This is a genomic window from Streptomyces sp. HB132 (assembly GCF_016909575.1).
Lineage (GTDB): Bacteria > Actinomycetota > Actinomycetes > Streptomycetales > Streptomycetaceae > Streptomyces.
The window spans coordinates 332,149-347,286 of record NZ_JAFBGA010000004.1; the positions used below are offsets into that span (position 1 = coordinate 332,149).

12 protein-coding genes and 1 tRNA gene are annotated in these 15,138 nt (G+C 72.0%); 8 read left to right on the forward strand and 5 right to left on the reverse strand.

All coding sequences use genetic code 11. The annotated features are described in order from the left end of the window. The first annotated feature begins 38 nt into the window (after window positions 1–38). The gene (locus tag JOC24_RS12400; protein WP_205020275.1) at window positions 39–839 is read left to right on the forward strand and encodes a TIGR01458 family HAD-type hydrolase; all 801 of its coding nucleotides are present in this window, start codon (window positions 39–41) and stop codon (window positions 837–839) included. A 130-nt stretch (window positions 840–969) separates the two neighbouring features. Here the strand turns inward: JOC24_RS12400 and JOC24_RS12405 are convergent. Next, window positions 970–1,042, reverse strand: a tRNA-Arg gene (locus JOC24_RS12405). Window positions 1,043–1,360: 318 nt separating this feature from the next. Between JOC24_RS12405 and JOC24_RS12410 the strand changes: the two genes are divergently transcribed. The 7 genes from JOC24_RS12410 to JOC24_RS12440 all read left to right on the forward strand — a co-directional run bounded on the left by JOC24_RS12410 (window position 1,361) and on the right by JOC24_RS12440 (window position 10,186). Beyond that, window positions 1,361–3,004 (forward strand): ATP-binding protein, encoded by a 1,644-nt coding sequence (locus JOC24_RS12410; RefSeq protein WP_205020276.1) that lies wholly within the window; start codon window positions 1,361–1,363, stop codon window positions 3,002–3,004. Further along, complete coding sequence (locus tag JOC24_RS12415) at window positions 3,001–4,974, forward strand: GTPase (RefSeq protein ID WP_205020277.1); 1,974 nt, start codon at window positions 3,001–3,003, stop codon at window positions 4,972–4,974. Before JOC24_RS12410 ends, JOC24_RS12415 begins: the two co-directional genes overlap by 4 nt. 162 nt (window positions 4,975–5,136) lie before the next feature. After that, window positions 5,137–5,562 (forward strand): single-stranded DNA-binding protein, encoded by a 426-nt coding sequence (locus JOC24_RS12420; protein ID WP_205020278.1) that lies wholly within the window; start codon window positions 5,137–5,139, stop codon window positions 5,560–5,562. A 293-nt stretch (window positions 5,563–5,855) separates the two neighbouring features. Continuing rightward, window positions 5,856–7,223: a Cys-Gln thioester bond-forming surface protein gene (locus JOC24_RS12425; RefSeq protein WP_239580318.1), complete on the forward strand. Its 1,368-nt coding sequence runs from the start codon at window positions 5,856–5,858 to the stop codon at window positions 7,221–7,223. A 178-nt stretch (window positions 7,224–7,401) separates the two neighbouring features. Further along, window positions 7,402–9,066, forward strand: coding sequence for an energy-dependent translational throttle protein EttA (gene ettA, locus JOC24_RS12430; protein ID WP_205020280.1), 1,665 nt, complete (start codon window positions 7,402–7,404; stop codon window positions 9,064–9,066). 5 nt (window positions 9,067–9,071) lie between these two features. Beyond that, window positions 9,072–9,494: an acyl-CoA thioesterase gene (locus JOC24_RS12435; RefSeq protein WP_205020281.1), complete on the forward strand. Its 423-nt coding sequence runs from the start codon at window positions 9,072–9,074 to the stop codon at window positions 9,492–9,494. Further along, window positions 9,491–10,186, forward strand: coding sequence for a hypothetical protein (locus JOC24_RS12440; RefSeq protein ID WP_205020282.1), 696 nt, complete (start codon window positions 9,491–9,493; stop codon window positions 10,184–10,186). The genes JOC24_RS12435 and JOC24_RS12440 overlap by 4 nt, the downstream gene beginning before the upstream one ends. Window positions 10,187–10,261: 75 nt before the next feature. On the opposite strand, the gene JOC24_RS12445 is transcribed toward JOC24_RS12440, so the two are convergent. From JOC24_RS12445 to JOC24_RS12460, 4 genes are all read right to left on the reverse strand, one after another. Then, on the reverse strand, window positions 10,262–10,666 hold the full coding sequence (locus JOC24_RS12445) for a globin (protein ID WP_205020283.1): 405 nt from the start codon (window positions 10,664–10,666) through the stop codon (window positions 10,262–10,264). Between the two features lie 86 nt (window positions 10,667–10,752). Further along, a complete protein-coding gene (locus tag JOC24_RS12450; protein WP_205020284.1) occupies window positions 10,753–12,099 on the reverse strand; it encodes an FHA domain-containing protein in 1,347 nt (448 codons plus the stop codon). Between the two features lie 122 nt (window positions 12,100–12,221). Next, window positions 12,222–13,583: a vWA domain-containing protein gene (locus JOC24_RS12455; RefSeq protein WP_205020285.1), complete on the reverse strand. Its 1,362-nt coding sequence runs from the start codon at window positions 13,581–13,583 to the stop codon at window positions 12,222–12,224. A gap of 166 nt (window positions 13,584–13,749) precedes the next feature. Next, complete coding sequence (locus tag JOC24_RS12460; protein WP_205020286.1) at window positions 13,750–15,138, reverse strand: protein phosphatase 2C domain-containing protein; 1,389 nt, start codon at window positions 15,136–15,138, stop codon at window positions 13,750–13,752.

The following is a 15,138-nucleotide window of genomic DNA, read 5'->3' on the forward strand; positions in this document are numbered from 1 at the left end:
ATTTGCGCCGGTTCGGCAAGTCGGGGACGGTCGGTTGTATGGAGCGAATCGGCGCGGTCCTGATCGACATCGACGGTGTGCTCACGGTGTCCTGGGAGCCGCTGCCCGGTGCCGTGGAGGCCATGGAGCGGCTGCGGGCCGCGCGCATGCCGCTGGCGTTGGTCACCAACACCACGTCCCGTACGCGTGACTCGATCGCGCGGCGGCTCGCGGATTCGGGCTTCCCCGTCGGTCCCGGCGACATCCTCACGGCACCCGCCGTCACGGCCGCACACCTGCGCGAGCACCATCCCGAAGCCCGCTGTCTGCTGATCAACACCGGTGACGTACGGGGTGACCTGTCCGGGGTGCCCCTGGTCGAGGAGGAGGACGCCGAGGGTGCCGTGCCCGACGTCGTCGTCCTGGGCGGCGCGGGAGCCGCCTTCACCTACGCCGCCCTCAACCGCGCCTTCCGCCTCGTCCGACAGGGCGCCTCCCTCGTCGCCATGCACCGCAACCTGTACTGGCGCACCGCCGACGGGCTCGACCTCGACACGGGTGCCTTCCTCCTCGGCCTGGAGCGCGCCGCGCGCACCGAGGCCGTCGTCACCGGCAAGCCGTCCGGAGCGTTCTTCGCCGCCGCGCTGGCGCACCTCGGCGCCGACCCCGCGCGGACGCTGATGGTGGGCGACGACGTCGAGACGGACGTGCTGGCCGCCCAGCGCCACGGCATCACCGGCGTACTGGTCAGGACCGGCAAGTACCGGCCGGAGACCCATGAGGCCGCCGACGGCACCCCGGACCACGTGGTGGACTCCTTCGCGGACGTACCCGCCCTGCTGGACCGGCCCGGGCCCTGACGCCGGCCGGAGCGGAACCCGAACGGGCGGGCGGGCGGCGGTACTTACGTGCACGCTACGCCGCGCTCGCTACGGTGCTGTGGCGACAGGGAGGCCCTCCCGAAGGAGGGCCCGGTGCTGTGCGGCTGTGCGCCCCCGGCAGGACTCGAACCTGCGGCCAAGCGCTTAGAAGGCGCCTGCTCTATCCACTGAGCTACGGGGGCCGGGTGTCGGCCTGATGCCCCGGAGGGCGCTGGTTCAAGCCATCCGTGGCCTTGCCGGGACAAGGATAGGGCTCAGATCGCCTGGTCCCGGTTGCTTCACCTGCGTGGCACGATGTGGAGGTTCGGTGAAGCGAACCGATAATCGCAGGTAGGTGCGATTCATGCACCGCTTTTGGCGCCTCGCGTCACGGGTGTTGTGCACTCGTTATGCCCGCGCCCCACTCATCCCCTCTGTCCCCCGGGGTGGATTCGCCGCGCAGAGGGGCCTATACGCTTCAAAAAGGCGTCAAAATTGGGCATTCTTCACATGTGGTAACCATGGATGTACGGCCCCAGCTCATCGACGCACTTTCCGCCCTGCGCGACCGTGTCGCTGCCGTGCGTCTTCCACTTCCGCTGCCGGGGGCCCCACGCGCCCGGCAGACGCGGACCGAACTGCTCGCCCAGCTCGACGACTACCTCGTACCCCGGCTCAAGGACCCCGAGGCACCGCTGCTCGCGGTGATCGGGGGATCCACCGGCGCGGGCAAGTCGACGCTCGTCAACTCCCTGGTGGGGTGCCGGGTCAGCGAGGCCGGTGTGCTGCGCCCGACGACACGGACGCCCGTACTCGTGTGCCACCCGGACGACCACCACTGGTTCGCCGGGGTGCGGGTGCTGCCGCAGCTGACCCGGATCTGGCTGCCCCCGGGTCAGGTCCCTGACCCGGACGGGCTCGACCACCTCGGGATCGAGGGCGACCGCGACGACACCGTGCTGCGTGTCGAGACCGCGGCCACCCTGCCCCGGGGGCTCGCGCTCCTGGACGCCCCCGACATCGACTCGCTCGTCGTGCGGAACCGGGTCCTGGCCGCCGAGCTCATCTGCGCCGCCGACGTGTGGGTCATGGTGACCACCGCGTCCAGGTACGCGGACGCCGTGCCGTGGCATCTGCTGCGTACCGCGAAGGAGTACGACTCCTCCCTGGTCACCGTCCTGGACCGGGTGCCGCACCAGGTGATCGGCGAGGTATCCCGGCAGTACGCCGCGCTGCTCACCCGGGCCGGCCTGGGCGAGGTGCCACGCTTCACCATTCCGGAGCTGCCCGAGTCCGCGGGCGGCGGCAGCGGGCTGCTGCCCACCACCGCCGTAGCCCCCCTGCGTGACTGGCTCACCCACCGGGCGCAGGACCCGGCGGCCCGTCAGCAGGCCGTGGGGCGTACGGCGTCCGGGGTCATCGACTCGCTCAACGTACGGATGCCCGAGCTGGCCGGGGCGGTGGCCGCGCAGTACGCGGCGGCCGTGCGGCTGACCGGCGTGGTCGAGGAGGCGTACGGGAAGGAACTGTCGCGTGTGCGGCGGCGGCTCCGGAACGGCGCGGTGCTCGCCGGTGGCGCACGCACCCGCTGGCGCGGATACCCGCTCTACAGCAGCGCGGCGGAGCTGCTGGACGCACTGGTGGAGAGCTTGATCGCCCTGCTGCAGTGCGCCGTGGCGGCATCCGACGAGCAGATCCGCGCGACCTGGCAGCGCGAGCCGGCCGCCGGGATCTTCCGGTTCGAGGACGCGGGCAGGGAGGCCGGGGGGTGGGGGCCCGCCGAGGACATCCAGGGCCGCATCGGGATGGCCGTACGGCGCTGGCGCCGGGTCCTGGAAGAACTGGCCGAGGAAGAGGCGCGGCTGCTCGAACGCAACGCCGCGCCCGACGCCGAGACGGTGGCGGCGCTGCTGGCCGCCGCCCTCCTCGGCGGCCGCCGAGCCAGGGGCGCGGGAGAGCAGCTCGCCGAACGGATCGGCGCCCAGGGGGCGCTGCGGCTCCGCGACAAGGGCGGGGCGCTGCTCACCGAGTGCCTGGACCAGGTGATGCACGGCGAGCGTGACCGGCGGCTCGCCCCGCTGGACGCCCTCGAGGTCGCCCCCGAACCGCAGGCCGAACTCATTGCCGCTCTGTCCGTACTGCAGAAGGAGAGGTGGAAGCGATGACTGCCGTCACCGACCAGGGACCTGACCACGGGCACGGGCACGGACCGGATCACGGAGCGGAGGACGAGGCCGCGGGGGCCCGGGGGAACGACGGACAGCGCTGGGACGACGGCCTCATCGCCCGCCGAGCCGAGGCCGCCGAAGCCGCTCAGGAGCACGCGGAGGACCTGCGGACCGCCCAGGAGGACGACGCCGCGGAGACCCAGGTCGAGGCGTACGGACTGCCCGGCGGCCCCCTGCGGCCCCGGCTGGACGCGCTGCGTGAACTGGTCGGGCTCTCCCGTGCCCGGCTCGACGGTGACACGCTCGCCGAGGCGGGGCGGGTGCTCGACGAGGCGTCGGCCCGACAGCGGCTCTCCTCCCGCCACACGGTCGTCGCCGTCGCGGGCGCCACCGGCAGCGGGAAGTCGACCCTCTTCAACGCGCTCGCGGGCGTCCAGATCTCCGACACCGGACTGCGCAGGCCGACCACCTCGGCGCCCATCGCCTGCAGCTGGACCGACGGCGCTGCCGGACTGCTCGACCGGCTCGCCATCCCGGGACGGCTCCGGCGCAGGCCGGTGCAGGGCGGCACGGCCGTCGACGAGGCGCTGCAGGGGCTCGTCCTGGTGGACCTGCCCGACCACGACTCGGCGGCCACCGGCCACCGGGAGCAGGTGGACCGGGTGCTGGCCCTGGTCGACGCGGTGATCTGGGTGGTCGATCCGGAGAAGTACGCCGATGCCGCCCTGCACGAACGCTATCTGCGACCGCTCGCCGGGCACGCCGAGATCTCCTTCGTCGTGCTCAACCAGATCGACCGGCTCTCCGGCGAGGCGGCCGACCTGGTCCTGGACGACCTGCGCCGACTGCTGGACGAGGACGGCATCGCTGTGGGGGAGCACGGCGATCCGGGCGCCACGGTCATGTCCTTGTCCGCGCTCACCGGCGCCGGGGTGGGCGATCTGCGCGAACTGCTCGGCAGGTTCGTCCAGTCCCGCACGGCTGCGGCCCGCAGGCTTTCCGCCGACGTGGACGCGGCCGCCGCGCGGCTCCGCCCGGTGTACGTGGCCGAGGGGCGGCCGGGGCTCGGGGAGCGGGCCCGTGAGCAGTTCACCGACCGGCTCGCGGAAGCCGTCGGCGCCGCGGCGGCCGGGCAGGCGGCCGAGCGGGAGTGGCGCAGGAACGCGGGGCGGGCCTGCGGGACGCCCTGGCTGCGGCTCTGGCGCTGGTACGAGTCCACCCGGCAGCTCGGCGGCCTGGACCTGATGGCGCAGGCGCTCGCGCCGCCGGAGGAGGAGCTCACCGCCAGGCAGCGGGTGGAGCAGGCCGTGCGGACCCTGGCGGACGACGCCGTGGGCGGGCTTCCCGCGCCCTGGGCGCAGGCCGTGCGCGAGGCGGCCGTGAACGGGGCGCAGGGGCTGCCGGAGGCACTGGACGAGCTGTCACGGACCGCGGCGGCGGGAGGCGGCGGCCGGAGCCGTGGAGGGAGCACGGACACCGGGTCCGCTTCCGCGGGCCCTGGCGGACCCACCACGGCGGCCGGGCAGGGCAAGCGTGGTTCCGCGTCGGGGGGCAGGTCGTCCGCACCCGTCGCCGGCGCCCTGACGAGCCGTGGCACCAGGCCGCCGCGCCCTGCGTGGTGGCCGGCTGCGGTACTCGCCCAGGCATCGATGACGCTGCTCCAGATCTTCGGGGGCCTGTGGCTGCTCGGCCAGATCGTGGGCGTGCTCGAACCCGGACTGCTGACCCCGGCGCTGCTCATGCTGGCGGGAGTGGTCGGCGGTCCGCTCGTGGAGTGGTCGTGCGCGGCCGCGGCGCGGGGCCCGGCACGCCGCTACGGGCAGGAGGCGGAGCGGCGGCTCCGCGAGGCTGCGGCCGGCTGCGGCAGGGCCAGGGTCCTCGATCCGGTGGCGGCGGAACTGGCGCGCTACCGCGAGGTGCGGGAGCGCTATGTGGCGGTGACGGAGTTTTCCACAACCGGCGGGTAATCCACAGGCCCGGCGGGATTTCACGTTTCCGTCCAGCATGGTTCCAAGCGGATCGGACGGACGCGCCGGGCGCACGTCGTCGCACCGCACCGCATCCCATCGGTGCAGGGCGGACAGCGGACGGAAAGCGTACGGAAGCGGCAGGGAATCGGGGGACGGGAAATGAACGAGACCATGGTGACGCTGGTGGGGAACGCGGCGACCCCGGTGGACTTCCGGGAGACGGCGACAGGGCCGACGGCGCGATTCCGGCTGGCGGTGACACCCCGGCGGTGGGACCGGGAACAGCAGGCCTGGACCGACGGCAGCACCGGCTTCTACACGGTCTGGGCACGACGGACACTGGCGGCGAATCTGTCCGGCTCGGTCTCGGTCGGAGAGCCGCTCGTCGTCCACGGGCGTCTGAAGGTGCGTGAGGAGGAGCGGGAAGGGGTGTGGAGGACCTCCGTGGACATCGACGCCGTGGCGGTGGGGCACGACTTGACCAGAGGGACGGCCGCGTTCCGGCGCGTGGTCAGAGCGGATCCCTCGCTCACAGCACCCACGCATCGTCAGAAACCGGCCACGGAAATGGCATCGGTGTCCTGAAGGGGAGGGGGCGCGCCGAACAGGGCTATAACGATTACGAGTCGGAATGCTTATCTGACGGCATGAAGGGGGATTCGCCTTCGCTCCATCCTTACGATTCCCCCGTACTCATGCGGCACTTGAGTTTGCTGGCGAGGCACCTCCCACACGCGTCACAAGCGTGAAGGTCTCGCCCGGAGGGGAATTCTGTGTTTTCTGTGTCTTCTGCGTCCACTTCGTCGTCGACGGCGGCGACGGAGGGCTCCCCAGGGAGCCGGAGTAAGGGCCGCGGTCTCGTCAGGGCGGCCGCCGCGATGCTGGCCACCGGGCTGGTCGCTGCGGGAACGATCGTCGGAGCGACGGCCGCCTCGGCCGCGCCGACGGACGAGACGGGCCAGCACCAGGGTGGTGCGGTCGCCGTACTGGACGGTCTGAAGACCTACGGCACCGCCCAGCTCGACACCGGCAAGGGCAACGAGCCCCAGGAGCTGCCCGCCGGCCTGTTCGAGATGAAGGTCGACGGCGGCGGCACGATCCAGACGTACTGCATCGACTTCCACACGCCCACCAAGGACGGCGCGAAGTACCTGGAGACCCCCTGGGGCCAGTCTTCGCTCGGCGCCAACGACGACGCCGGCAAGGTGCGCTGGATCCTGCAGCACTCCTACCCGCAGGTCGACGACTTCGCGGCGCTCGCCAAGACGGCCGGTACCGGCCAGCTCGACGCGAAGACCGCCGCCGCCGGCACCCAGGTCGCCATCTGGCGCTTCTCGGACAAGGCCGACGTGACGGCCAAGGACGAGAACGCCGAGAAGCTCGCCGACTGGCTGGAGGCGAACGCGCAGAACGTCGCGGAGCCCAAGGCGTCCGTGGGGCTGTCTCCGGCCGCGGTCTCCGGCAAGGCCGGTGAGAAGCTGGGTCCGATCACCGTCCACACCGACGCCGGCCAGGTCTCGGTGGCACCGCCCGCCGACGCCGCCGCCAGCGGGGTCCAGGTCACCGACAAGACCGGCAAGCCCGTCACCGAGGCCGCCGACGGCACCGACCTCTACTTCTCGGTCCCCGACGACGCCACCGACGGCTCCGCCTCGTTCTCCGTCCAGGCCTCCACCTCCGTGCCCGTGGGCCGGGTCTTCGCCGGGCTGATCAAGAGCCAGACGATGATCCTCGCCGGCTCCAGCGAGTCGACCGTCTCCGCGACGGCGAGCGCCACCTGGGCCGAGAAGGGTGCCGTCCCGGCGGTGACCGCCCAGAAGAACTGCGCCAAGGGCGGCGTCGACATCACCGCGAGCAACACCGGTGACGAGGCGTTCACCTTCGAGCTCGCCGGTACCGAGCACACCATCCCGGCCGGTGAGACCCGCACGGTGACCGTCCCGGTCGGCGAGGACGAGGCCTACGACTTCACGATCACCGGTCCCGGCGGCTTCAGCAAGAACTTCAAGGGCGTCCTGGACTGCGAGACCGCCGGCACCCCCGCCCCGGGTGACGACGTGACCACCCAGACCGGCACCGAGCCCACGCCGGCCCAGAGCGCCCCGAGCACCGAGGGTGACCTCGCGGCGACCGGCGGTTCCAGCGCCACCCCCGTCATCGCGGGTGTCGCCATCGCCCTCGTCGTCCTCGGCGGCGGCGCGGTCTTCATGCTCCGCAGGAAGAAGCCGCAGGGCAGCGGTGAGTGACTGAGCACAGGCGCTGCCGGTGGTACGAGCGCCGGTGAAGTGTCGTGAAGAGCCCGGTACGGACCTCCGTGCCGGGCTCTTCACGTGCCCGGGGACCGGACGGGTTTCCGTCCGGGTGCGGGCGTCAGGCAAGATGGGTGTATCTACCCACACCTCTATTGCTGCCGGACGGTTTCTCTTGGCTGAGTACATCTACACCATGCGCAAGACGCGCAAGGCGCACGGCGACAAGGTGATTCTCGATGACGTCAATCTGAACTTCCTGCCCGGCGCGAAGATCGGTGTCGTGGGCCCCAACGGCGCCGGTAAGTCCACGGTGCTGAAGATCATGGCGGGCCTCGAGCAGCCGTCCAACGGTGACGCGTTCATCTCGCCCGGCTTCAGCGTCGGCATCCTCATGCAGGAGCCGAAGCTCGACGAGTCGAAGACCGTCCTCGAGAACGTCCAGGACGGCGCCGCCGAGATCATGGGCAAGCTCAAGCGCTTCAACGAGGTCGCCGAGCTCATGGCGACCGACTACTCCGACGCGCTCATGGACGAGATGGGCAAGCTCCAGGAGGACCTGGACCACGCGAACGCCTGGGACCTCGACGCCCAGCTGGAGCAGGCCATGGACGCCCTGGGCTGCCCGCCCGGCGACTGGCCCGTGACCACCCTCTCCGGTGGCGAGAAGCGCCGTGTGGCGCTCTGCAAGCTGCTCATCGAGGCCCCGGACCTGCTGCTCCTCGACGAGCCCACCAACCACCTCGACGCCGAGTCGGTGAACTGGCTGGAGCAGCACCTCTCGAAGTACGCGGGCGCAGTCGTCGCCGTCACGCACGACCGGTACTTCCTGAACAACGTCGCCGAGTGGATCCTCGAGCTCGACCGCGGCCGCGCACTGCCCTACGAGGGCAACTACTCCACGTACCTGGAGAAGAAGGCCACCCGCCTCAAGGTCGAGGGCCGCAAGGACGAGAAGCGTCAGAAGCGGCTCAAGGAAGAGCTGGAGTGGGTCCGCTCCAACGCCAAGGGCCGCCAGACCAAGTCCAAGGCACGTCTCGCCCGTTACGAGGAGATGGCGGCCGAGGCGGACAAGATGCGGAAGCTGGACTTCGAGGAGATCCAGATCCCGCCGGGCCCGCGGCTCGGTTCCATCGTCGTCGAGGTCGAGAACCTCTCGAAGGCCTTCGGCGACAAGGTCCTCATCGACGACCTGTCGTTCACGCTGCCGCGCAACGGCATCGTCGGCATCATCGGTCCGAACGGCGCGGGCAAGACCACGCTGTTCAAGATGATCCAGGGCCTGGAGACGCCGGACTCCGGCGCCATCAAGGTCGGCGACACGGTCAAGATCTCCTACGTCGACCAGTCCCGCGCCAACATCGACCCGAAGAAGACCCTCTGGGCCGTCGTGTCGGACGAGCTGGACTACATCAACGTCGGCCAGGTCGAGATGCCCTCGCGGGCGTACGTCTCCGCGTTCGGCTTCAAGGGCCCGGACCAGCAGAAGCCGGCCGGTGTCCTCTCCGGTGGTGAGCGCAACCGCCTCAACCTGGCGCTGACGCTCAAGGAGGGCGGCAACCTGCTGCTCCTCGACGAGCCCACCAACGACCTCGACGTCGAGACCCTGTCCTCGCTCGAGAACGCGCTGCTGGAGTTCCCCGGAGCAGCGGTGGTCATCTCCCACGACCGCTGGTTCCTGGACCGCGTCGCCACGCACATCCTGGCGTACGAGGGCGACTCCAAGTGGTACTGGTTCGAGGGCAACTTCGAGTCGTACGAGAAGAACAAGATCGAGCGCCTCGGTGCGGACGCGGCCCGCCCGCACCGTGCCACGTACAAGAAGCTCACGCGAGGCTGATCGAGTTGGCCCGTCACATCTACAGCTGCCCGTTGCGCTGGTCGGACATGGATGCCTTCGGCCACGTGAACAACGTGGTCTTCCTCCGCTACCTGGAGGAGGCGCGCATCGACTTCATGTTCCGGCTGGCGCCGGGGGACGGCTCGCCGTCCTTCTCGGGCGGTTCCGTCGTGGCCCGGCACGAGATCGACTACGTGCGCCCGCTGGTCCACCGGCACGCGCCGGTGACCGTCGAGTCCTGGGTCACGAAGATAACGGCCGCGTCCCTGACCATCGCCTACGAGGTCAAGGACCCCGAGCAGGTCTACGTACGGGCGTCGACGGTCGTCGTGCCCTACAACCTGGCCGAGGAGCGGCCCCGGCGGATCACCGCCGAGGAGAAGCTCTTCCTGCAGGAGTACCTCGACCAGGAGCCCGCCGCCGTATGACAGTGCCTGTACGGTCGCTGCGGTTCGTCGACGCGAGGGAGGCGGCGGATCTCGCCGCCTTCCTCGGCCGGCTGCTCCACTACGACCGGGCCGCCGCCGTCCGCCTCCAGGCGGGCGGCGGCGCGCTCGCGGTCTTCGGCCGGCCGCCCTCCTTCGAGGTCCTCGCCATCCGCACGGTCCGTCTTTCCGGCGTGCACGACTTCGACGTCACGGTCTCGGCCGGTGAACTCCTCGAATCGCTGAACACGGAGGAGGCCGGCGCACAAGCCGGTACGGGCGCCCTGCCGACGCCCGTCACCGGACCTCCGTGGGCCGGGATGCTGCCGCCACGCGGCGGCTGGCAGGAGCGCCCCGGGCTGCCGGGGCCCGTCGACCTGCGCACCGAACTCACCGGCGCCGTGGCCGAGTTCCGGGCCCGCGACGCCGCACTGCCCGAGGACCGGCGCACCCGGGCGGAACGCGATCTGATCGGCCACGACATCTGGTCCCGGACGGTCGGGGACACGGAGCTTCCGCTGCGCGCGGTGCACGCCGCGCAGTCCCTCGGCTTCCTGCGCCCGGCACCCGACTTCCCGGTCGCGCTGCTCACGGCGGGATCCTGGCTGCGGCTGCGCACCCCGTTCGGCTCGATCGCACTACGGGGTGCCGGTGGCGGCCTCGGCACGCTCGCCGTGACGGTCGGGACCGTCTGAGGCAGCCGATGCCTGCCCGCCTCCGGCATCATCCGGTGGCCGTCCCCCGGTACGGCCTGCGGGCAGCCCGTCGGCTCAGCCCGCGGTGTTGATCATCGAGGCGGCGGCGTAGGTGAGGTAGTCCCACAACTGCCGCTCGTGCTCGGGGGAGAGGCCGAGTTCGTCGAGCGCCACCCGCATGTGCCGGAGCCAGGCGTCGTGCGCCGCCCTGTCCACCTGGAACGGGGCGTGCCGCATCCGCAGCCGGGGATGTCCCCGCTGGTCGCTGTAGGTGCGCGGGCCACCCCAGTACTGCATCAGGAACAGCGCGAACCGCTCCTCGGCCGGGCCCAGGTCCGCCTCCGGGTACATCGGCCGCAGCAACGGGTCGTCGGCTACGCCCTGGTAGAAGCGGTGGACCAGGCGCCGGAACGTCTCCTCGCCGCCGACCTGCTCGTAGAAGGTCTGCTCCTGAAGCGTGTCGCGCGGAATCTCTGTCACCCGTCCATCGTCGCAGACGCACCGGCCGAGGACCGGGGTCCTAGGACCCCGGTCCTCGGCCGGTGCGTGTCCTCGTGTTCACCGGATCAGTCGCGGCGGACCGTGATCGTCGTCCAGGCCCCGACGTGCACCTGGTCGCCGTCCTGGAGCGGTACGGGGACGTAGGGCTGGATCGGGTCCTCGGCGCCGTTGAGCGTCGTGCCGTTGGTGGAGTTCTGGTCGACGACGGCCCAGCTGCCGTCCGGCTGCTGCACCAGCACGGCGTGCTGGTGCGAGACACCCGGGTCCTCCGGCGGTACGGCCAGATCGATGTCGGGGGCCTCGCCGGTGCTGTGCCGGCGCCTGCCGATGGTGATCTGGCTGCCGGTGAGCGGAAGACGCTGCTCCGGCGAGTACGCGGGCAGGTTGAGCCCGGTCGCCTCCGGGCCGCTGCGCTGCATCATCGCCAGGAAGTAGTCGCGGTCCGGGGCGATGACCGCCGTCCAGCCGCCCGGCCCCTGGCCCGGTCCTCCCTGGGCGGGACCCTGACCGGGGAACTGCTGCTGCGGAGGCTGCGGAACCTGGTGACCCTGTGGCGCCTGCGGACCCTGCGGACCCTGCTGGAAGGCACCCGGAGGTCCCGGAGGCTGCTGCTGCGAGGGCGGCGGCAGCATCCAGTCGTCGTCGCCACCGGGCCCCGGCGCCTGCGGCCGCTGAGGCGCCGGCGGCGCGGACTGCTGCTGGAACGACGGCGGCGGCGGCCCCTGCCGCTGCGGCTCGAACGGCGAGGACGGGCCGTCCTGCCGGCCGGGACCCTGCTGGCCCGGGATCTGCTGCCCCGGCTGCCCCTGCGGCTCGAACGGCGACGGGGGGCCCTGCGGGCTCCTGCCCTGCGCCTCGAACGGGGACGAAGACTGCTGCTGGAACGAGGGCGGAGGAGGCGGCCCCTGCTGGAAGGACGGCGGAGGCGGCGGCGGACCCGGGCGGCCCCCCTGTTCCGGCGAGAGCGGCTCGGCCGGCCGGTTCATCTGCGAAGGCCGGGAACCCTGGTACTCGAACGGGTCCCGCTGCTGCTGCGCGGGACCCTGCTGCTGCGGTGGCGGCGGGCCCTGCTGCGCCTGGAAGCCCGGCGGCAGATTCAGGCCCGGCGCAGGGCCGCCCGCGCCGCCCTGCGGGGCCAGCGGGGTGTAGGACGTCGCCGTGTTCGTGAGGAAGTTCCAGCGGCACTCCTCGCAGTACGGCGCCATCGCCTCACGCGGGGTGCGGCACTGCGGGCAGAGCTCGGCCTGCGCGGTCGGCTGCCCGGCCCCCGGCCCCTGCGGGTAGCCGTAGGCGGGCGGGGAAGGCGGCGGCGGAACCGCGCCCGAGGGCGCGCCCGTCCCGGCCATGCGGTGTCCGCAGACCTCGCACCAGTCCTCGGAACCCGACTGGTGTCCGTTCGGGCATGTCGGCATGTCGGCGCTTCCCCCTCTCCTCGTCCGGCCCGGAGGCCGCCATGCTGTCCGGTGCACCGTCCGGTCGGCCGGAACGGCTTTCCGCGCGGTGCCCCGTCGTCGTGTGGTTGTCGTCCGTGTCGCTACTTCTTGACGCGAACCGTCTTGGTCGAGCGCGTTTCGAGTGTCATCTCGTCCGCTTCCGCGACCCTCGCTTTCAGTCGCACAGTACCTGTCGCCGCATCGACGACGTCGACCACCTTCGAAAGCAGTTTCGCAGTATCCGCGTTTCCGGAAGCCGACGCGAGCTGCACCGCACGGCCCAGTTTCGCCGTCGCGCCGCCGAAGTCTCCCGATTTACGCGCATCCAGTCCCTGCTGGATCACTTGCGCCAGTTCCGCCTGCCCCGTGTAGTGCGCCACCTGCGGGTTGATCGACGTCGACGCGGCCGTGTCGTCCGTCCACACGGCCCGTACGAGACCCTGGGAGAGGGTCTGCGGGACGCCGTCGTCCGGCGGGGGCGGCAGGATCAGCGAAACCCGTGCCGCCAGCATCTCCTGGCCGATCCCGGCCTCCGGAACCCGGACGCACACGTGGTAGTCCCGGGACTCGTCGCCCCAGGAGCCGGTCGGGTAGTCACCGGCGCGCGGCCCCGCCACGGTGCGGCGGCCGGTCAGCTCGGCGACCGCCGGTGCCACCTGCTTGACGAACACGATCTCGACACCGACGGGCGTCCAGAGCCGCAGCGCGACATCCGCGACCTCCTTGCCCATCGCGTTCTCCATCATCCGCGTGAAGTCCGCGGCGAGACCCGCCGGATCGGCGACGATGTCCGCCGTGCCGAGCAGGGCGGAGGCGATCGCTGTGACTTCTTTCACCTCCCAGTCGGTGCCCACACCTCTCGCGTCACAGGTGAACCGGCCCGCACAGGAGTCCAGAGCGGCCCGCAGGTCCTCCGGGGACTCGTGCTCGTTGCGCCCGTCGGTGAGGAGGATGCCGTGCCGGATGTCCACCTCGGATGCCCCGAGCAGCCGGTCCGCCAGCCTCAGCCAGGTCCCGATCGCGGTGCCCCCGCCCGCGCTCAGCCGGCGCAGGGCCTCCTTCGCCTGGGCCTTGGTCCCCGGGGTGGCCGTGGCCAGCTGCCCGTTGCCCGGGTAGACGTCCTTGGCCGTGTGCGTTCCCGCGACGACGGCGAACCGTGTGCCGTCCCGCAGGGTGTCCACGGCCGCCGCCGTCGCGTCGCGTGCGTTGCGCATCTTCGTCGGCGGGTAGTCCATCGAGCCCGAACAGTCGACCATGAGCACCACGGCGGCGCCGGGGGCCCGCCCCGCGACACGTGCGGCCGCAGGGGCGCCGTCGGCCAGTGGCACACCGCCGGTCGTACCCCCGCCGGTGGAGGTGACGGTGATGATCGCGTTGACGTCGCGGCCGCCCTCGGGGAGGAACTCGTTCTGGTACACCTCGACGGAGAACTGCGGCACGCTGGACTTGGAGAAGTTGGCCATCTCATCGGCTCCTTGAGGCACCACGTGTGTCGGAAGAGGACAGCGGTGACGAAAACAGAGGTGCGGACAGGTTCAGGGCGCGGGACACGAGGCGCGGCACTTGACGGGCGCGGGGCGCGCGGGGACGGGGCGGAGCGCCGAGGGGGCGGCGGCGGACCGCTCACGCTCAGGCGGATCCTGCCCCTCGCGCCGCGATGGCGAACGGCAGCAGCGCCACTGTTACGTTGTCGTGGCCCCCGCCGTCGAGGGCGTGACCGACCAGCACCTGGGCGCTGTGCAGCGGCCGTTCACACGCGTCGGACGGCACGGCCGCGGCCATCTCCGCCGGCGACTCCGCGTAGTTCCACAGGCCGTCGGTGCACACCACCACCAGACCGGCCCGGTCGGGCTTGAAGGACGCGGTGTGCGGCTCCAGTTCGTACGCGTCGGCGCCGAGCCAGCCCGTGATGGCGTGGGCGCGCTCGTCGGCGTACGCCTCCGCCTCGTTCATCAGACCGGCCGCCACCATCTGCGCGGCCCAGGAGTCGTCCTCGGTGAGCCGGGCCGGCGGCTGGGACCGGTCCTCGGGGATCCAGTAGACACGGCTGTCGCCGACCCAGCCGATGATCAGCAGACCGCCCGCCATGATCGCCCCGACCAGGGTGCACGCCGGGGCGTTCTGATGACGGTGCTGGTCGTGCTCCAGCGCCTGACCGGGCTCCTGCGCAAGCGCGTTGACGGCCTCGGACGCGGCCATGATCGCCTCGTGCATGGCCTGCTGCGGATGCGAGCCGCGCGGCAGCGATTCCAGCAGTGACTCGTTGGCGGCGGCCGCCGCGGCGGCCGAGGCCTCGTCGGGACGGCTCGCCGACGAGACGCCGTCGCAGACGATGGCGACGACGGCCGGTGAGCCGTCCGGCAGGGCGGTGCAGGACACCGCGAACGCGTCCTCGTTGCGGTGATGGCGCAGGCCCCGGTCGCTGACCGCCGCCACCGCACCGAGCTCCTGCTCCATGTGGTCGCGCTCGCGGGGCTGGGCATGGCCGCAGTTCTCGCAGTAGCCGTCGGTGTCCACCCGGCCTGAGCGGCAGGCCACGCAGACCTTCGCGCCGGCCGCCGAGGCACCGGCGGCCGCGTGCTCCGCGGTGCGGGGATCGGGCGCGGCCAGCTCGAAGTCACCCGAGGCTTCGCCCGAGGCGTCGCCCGGGCCGTCCGGGGCCGCGCCCTTCGGGGAGCCCGAGCCCGGCTCGTCGAAGCGGACCGCTGCCCGGTCGGCGGTGGGCAGGGGCCTTCCGCCGGAGTCCACGCCGGGGAGGTCGGCGGGCCGGTGCGTGGGCGCAGGCACATCGGAGCTGTCCGTCGCGGAGGCGCGCGGCCACTCCACCGCCCCGGCCGCCTCGGGCGAACCTGCGCCCTGCGCGGGGACGGTGATGGCGACGGTCGGACGGTCGGCGGGAGGCGAGGGCACTGCCGAGAGGTCGTACCCGCAGCCTCCGCAGAACAGGTCGCCCGACTCCAGCGGTTCCTCGCAGCTGGGGCACCCCGGCAAGGAGGCCTGCTGGTGGCTCTGTGACAT

Coding starts and splice junctions, on each gene's coding strand:
- JOC24_RS12425 (WP_239580318.1), top strand. CDS start 5,856: ATGCTGGCCACCGGGCTGGTCGCTGCGGGAACGATCGTCGGAGCGACG.
- JOC24_RS12440 (WP_205020282.1), top strand. CDS start 9,491: ATGACAGTGCCTGTACGGTCGCTGCGGTTCGTCGACGCGAGGGAGGCG.
- JOC24_RS12415 (WP_205020277.1), top strand. CDS start 3,001: ATGACTGCCGTCACCGACCAGGGACCTGACCACGGGCACGGGCACGGA.
- JOC24_RS12450 (WP_205020284.1), bottom strand. CDS start 12,099: ATGCCGACATGCCCGAACGGACACCAGTCGGGTTCCGAGGACTGGTGC.
- JOC24_RS12455 (WP_205020285.1), bottom strand. CDS start 13,583: ATGGCCAACTTCTCCAAGTCCAGCGTGCCGCAGTTCTCCGTCGAGGTG.
- JOC24_RS12460 (WP_205020286.1), bottom strand. CDS start 15,138: ATGTCACAGAGCCACCAGCAGGCCTCCTTGCCGGGGTGCCCCAGCTGC.
- JOC24_RS12420 (WP_205020278.1), top strand. CDS start 5,137: ATGAACGAGACCATGGTGACGCTGGTGGGGAACGCGGCGACCCCGGTG.
- JOC24_RS12400 (WP_205020275.1), top strand. CDS start 39: ATGGAGCGAATCGGCGCGGTCCTGATCGACATCGACGGTGTGCTCACG.
- JOC24_RS12410 (WP_205020276.1), top strand. CDS start 1,361: ATGGATGTACGGCCCCAGCTCATCGACGCACTTTCCGCCCTGCGCGAC.